The 4,361-nt window shown below is 56.6% G+C and carries 4 protein-coding genes; 2 read left to right on the top strand and 2 right to left on the bottom strand.

What is annotated here, in order from left to right:
• The coding region (locus K5905_RS28515; RefSeq protein ID WP_367187035.1) for a cyclase family protein at positions 1–336 on the top strand (336 nt) is incomplete at its 5' end.
• Positions 337–358: 22 nt separating this feature from the next.
• On the opposite strand, the gene K5905_RS28510 is transcribed toward K5905_RS28515, so the two are convergent.
• Positions 359–1,144, bottom strand: coding sequence for a LytTR family DNA-binding domain-containing protein (locus tag K5905_RS28510; protein WP_297590733.1), 786 nt, complete (start codon positions 1,142–1,144; stop codon positions 359–361).
• 80 nt (positions 1,145–1,224) lie between these two features.
• Between K5905_RS28510 and K5905_RS28505 the strand changes: the two genes are divergently transcribed.
• The gene (locus K5905_RS28505) at positions 1,225–2,298 is read left to right on the top strand and encodes a linear amide C-N hydrolase (protein ID WP_297590730.1); all 1,074 of its coding nucleotides are present in this window, start codon (positions 1,225–1,227) and stop codon (positions 2,296–2,298) included.
• A 30-nt stretch (positions 2,299–2,328) separates the two neighbouring features.
• On the opposite strand, the gene polA is transcribed toward K5905_RS28505, so the two are convergent.
• Positions 2,329–4,361: DNA polymerase I (gene polA / locus K5905_RS28500; protein ID WP_297590727.1), on the bottom strand; the 2,033-nt coding region annotated here is incomplete at its 5' end.

The raw sequence follows: 4,361 nt of genomic DNA, 5'->3' as shown, positions 1-4,361 counted from the left end.
ATGAATTCAGGCTGGACTGCGCATGTGGACACCGACAAATTTCGGAATGCTGACGATGATGGCGTCATGCACTTTCCCGGTTTCCATGTGGAAGCGGTGCAAATGCTGATGGAAGATGCGGATGTCGTCGGCATCGCCGTTGACAGTCTTTCCCTCGATTACGGCCAGTCGAAGGATTTCGCGACCCATTATGCCTGGCTGCCGAGCAATCGCTGGGGAATCGAATGCATTGCCAATCTCGATGCCCTGCCGCCGCTCGGTGCGACGCTGATCGTCGGCGCCCCAAAATTCCGGGGCGGCACCGGTGGTCCTTCACGTGTGATGGCGATGGTGTAAGGCGCGAGGACCGGTACGAAAATCACCACGTGATTTTCTTTTTCACTTTTGCGCTGAAGGTTCTGCCAACAGGGACAAAACTGCCGTCAGACAGGCGCAGGCATGAATGCTTGCCTGACTTGTACCGGCCTGCCACTGCATGGAGCGCAACCCAGTGGGAGCGATGAATCTGAAGACCCTGTTCCGTTCCCACTTCCATCATGGCGTCCCTGAACCGCATCGACACGAGCGTGCTGCCACGATCTGTGACGATTTCGACATAGTGATCCTGGGCCATCAGCCGCAGGATACGGCCGCGCTTTGCCATCGGCAGTCGAGCCAGAAGCGCCAGTGTTTCCGCGTTCAGCGCTTCGGTTTCGAGTGAAGACGCGATCGGCAGCAGATTGAACAGGATCACGACAAATCCGGTGACCAGGGCACATTGCGCATAAAGAGACAAAAGACTTCCGGTGAAATTGCTGAAACCGAATGCAGCGCTGATCGTTGCGACCACAAGGCAGACCGGAATAGCGACAAGGACGGACAGCACCGTTTGCTGCACAAAACCGGGCCAACAGGTTTTGCCGAGCAGTCGCTCGAGCGACGTGGCGGTGACATGGCCGACGGATGCAGTACCAAGCACCATGACCGTCCAATAAAACAGCCTGGATACAATCGGGAAATCACCATAAGTCCCGAAGGGACCAATCAGTCCGGCAAACAGTGACAACGCAATCAGCAGCAGCACGCTGTGCCGCGTCGCAAACGGCGCAGCAAATTCGCGCAGTAGCCGGTGCGTGACGGTGTTTTTCGCGAAACTTTTCAGCACTTGGCGAAACCCTCCTTGGATCAAGGCTCCTTTTGCGCCTTCTTGCCTCATCAGTTTAATTCATCTGACCTGAGGAGACCATGCGAGGCATCGGACCGTTTCGAAAGTGGCCATTCGCCCTCCACCTGGGTGTATGTGCTCTGTCAGTTTTCACATTCTCTGCCGCACTTGCCTGCTCGACGGTGGTTTTCAGAAATCAGCAAGTCCCGCTTCTTGCCTATAATTTCGATTTTGAGGCGACGGATGCGGGCTTTCTGCTGATCAACCCATCGGGCGCTTCAAAAAGATCCGTCATGGACGGAAACCCAGCTAGCTGGTCATCGCGTTTCGGCAGTGTCACCGTCAACCAGATCGGCCCTGGAATGCCGGCCGCCGGAATGAATTCAAAAGGTCTTGTTGTTTCGCTGATGTGGAACGAGGAAGCCGACTACGCGAGACACAACTCGGCTCCCGTACTGTCCGAACTGGAGTTCATTCAAAGACTTCTGGACACATCGGGTTCAGTCACAGAAGCCCTGTCCTGGATTGACGAAGTCAGCATTCAGGGCTTTGTTCCCATCCACTATTTTTTGTTCGATGCATCCGGTGACGCAGCGATCTTAACTCCGGGCGAAGCCAAGCTCATTGTGCATCGAGGTGAAGATTTACCCGTCCCGGTGCTCACAAACACAAGCTACCAAAAGGCGCTTGAGCATCTGAAAAAACCCTCAGGTTCAGGCGTCAAATCGGGTGACCGTGGCAGTCTCGCCCGGTTCAGGATCGCCGCCACGGCTTTGCAGGCAAGCGTCGAGGTAAACTCTTCTCAGGCGTTTGATGTGCTGGAGGATCTGGCCACATCATCGACACGCTGGCGGATCGTCTTCAATCCGGTCGACAAGCAGATTAACCTGCGCATCGGGAGCGCCGCGGAGAGCCTTACTCTCGATCTGACGGCAACAGATTTCAGCTGCCAAAGGCGTCCGCATGGCGCGAACCTGCGAACGGTTTCGGCAAACCTGTCCGCATCAGCTCTTGCTCCAATCGACCAGCGCGAGTTGGCAGACACCATGAGTGAAGTCCTGCTTTCGATGAAAGCAACAGCTCACCTCGGAAGGCCGGAAGTTACCGCAGGGCTTTCCGCCGGCCTGCTTGCTTCAAGCGTCTGTGCGCCTTAACTCCTGTCAAGGCGAGGCGACAGAGATCCTTTAATGTGCCTCGTCCCAATTGCTTGCGGCGCGCGCATCAACCTTCAATGGAACGGACAGTTTGAGCGCCGGTTCGCAGGCGGTTTCCATAACGTCCCGAATAACCGGAATCGTATCGTCCACTTGCGCGTCCGACACTTCGAAGATCAGTTCGTCATGCACTTGCAGCAGCATTTGTGCATCCAGTCTGGCGGACGTGAGCTTATCTTCCATGCGCACCATGGCGCGGCGGAGAATATCGGCGGCCGATCCCTGGATAGGGGCGTTGATCGCAGCACGCTCGTAAAAGGCACGATGGTTCGGGTTCTTGGTGTTCACTTCCAGATAATGCGCCTTGCGGCCGAAAATCGTGGTGACATAACCGTCGGCATGGACCTTTTTCTTGGTCTCTTCCATGTAGTCCCTGATACCCGGGAAACGCTCGAAATAGGTTTTGATGTAATCGCCCGCCTCACCGCGTGAAATGCCGAGCTGGTTCGCCAGACCGAACGCTGAAATGCCATAGATGATGCCGAAGTTGATCGCCTTTGCCTGACGGCGCACCATCGGGTCCATGCCTTCAATCGGAGTGCCGAACATTTCGCTGGCCGTCATGGCGTGAATATCAAGACCATCCTCGAAAGCCTTTTTCAACTGCGGAATATCGGCGATATGCGCCAGCACCCGAAGTTCGATCTGGCTGTAATCGGCGGAGATCAGCTTGTGGCCCTTTTGCGAGACAAACGCCTGCCGGATCTTACGGCCTTCCTCAGTCCGGACCGGAATGTTCTGCAGGTTCGGCTCCGAGGAGGACAAGCGCCCGGTCGTCGTTGCCGCCAGGGCATAGGACGTGTGCACCCGGTTCGTCTCGGGATTGATGTAACCTGGCAACGCATCGGAATAAGTGGATTTCAGTTTGGACAACTGGCGCCAGGCAACGATTTTCGAGGGCAGTTCATGGCCTTCGGCGGCAAGCTCTTCCAGCACCTGGGCCGAGGTCGACCAGGCGCCGGTCTTGGTTTTCTTACCGCCCGGCAGGTTCATCTTGCCGAACAGAATATCACCGAGCTGTTTCGGCGAGCCGATATTGAAGGTTTCGCCCGCCAGTTCGTAGATTTCCGATTCCAGCCCGGCCATGCCTTGGGCAAAGTCACCGGAAAGCCTGGACAACATCTGCCGGTCGACGGAGATACCGCGTTTTTCCATACGCGCCAAAACCGGCACCATCGGCCGTTCCAGCGTTTCATAAACCGTTGCCATATGATCGCTGGCAAGCCGTGGCTTCAAAATGAGCCACAAACGCAAGGTGACATCCGCATCTTCAGCTGCGTATGCGGTCGCCTTGTCGATTGGCACCTTGTCAAAGGTGATCATCGATTTTCCGGAACCGCAGACCTCCTTGAACGGGATGGGTTTGTGGCCGAGCCTGCGTTCCGACAATTCATCCATGCCGTTACCGCCCTTGCCTGCGTCCACGGTGTATGAAAGCAGCATCGTGTCGTCGAAGGGGCTGATGTCGATGCCATAGCGGGTCATCACCAGCCAGTCATATTTGAGGTTCTGCGCGATCTTCAGGACCGAGCGGTCTTCCAGCATCGGCTTAAGAACTTCAAGGGCATCTTTCAGCGGAATCTGATCCGGAAGCAGCCCACCGCCACCCAAAAGGTCGCCTTCGCCATCGACATGGGCAAGCGGCACATAGCAGGCCTTGCCGGGTTCACAGGACAGCGACAGGCCAACAAGATCCGCCTGCATGGCATCGAGTGACGTGGTTTCGGTGTCGAACGCGACATAACCCTTTTCGAAGGCAGCGTCGCACCATTCCTGAAGCCTCTCTATCGTCGTCACGGTTTCGTAGGCGTTCGAATCGATCGGGATTGCCTTGATGCTTTCGGCGCGGGCGTCCGCCACAGTCTGCGGCACCATCACACCATCACTGCCGGTAGCATCCACCGCACCGGCACCACTGTCTGCGCCAGCGGTGTTCGCGGCCCGTTCCGCCACGCGACCTTTGTGGTCCGGAACATCCCAACCCGGGACCTCAAAGTCGGTGG

The sequence above is a fragment of the Roseibium sp. genome (genome assembly GCF_025698965.1).
Taxonomy (GTDB): Bacteria; Pseudomonadota; Alphaproteobacteria; order Rhizobiales; family Stappiaceae; genus Roseibium.
This window is presented reverse-complemented; position numbering and strand designations above follow the sequence as displayed.

What these genes read in the sequence shown, in the direction of transcription:
- K5905_RS28505 (WP_297590730.1), top strand. Translation starts at nt 1,225, where the DNA reads ATGCGAGGCATCGGACCGTTTCGAAAGTGGCCATTCGCCCTCCACCTG.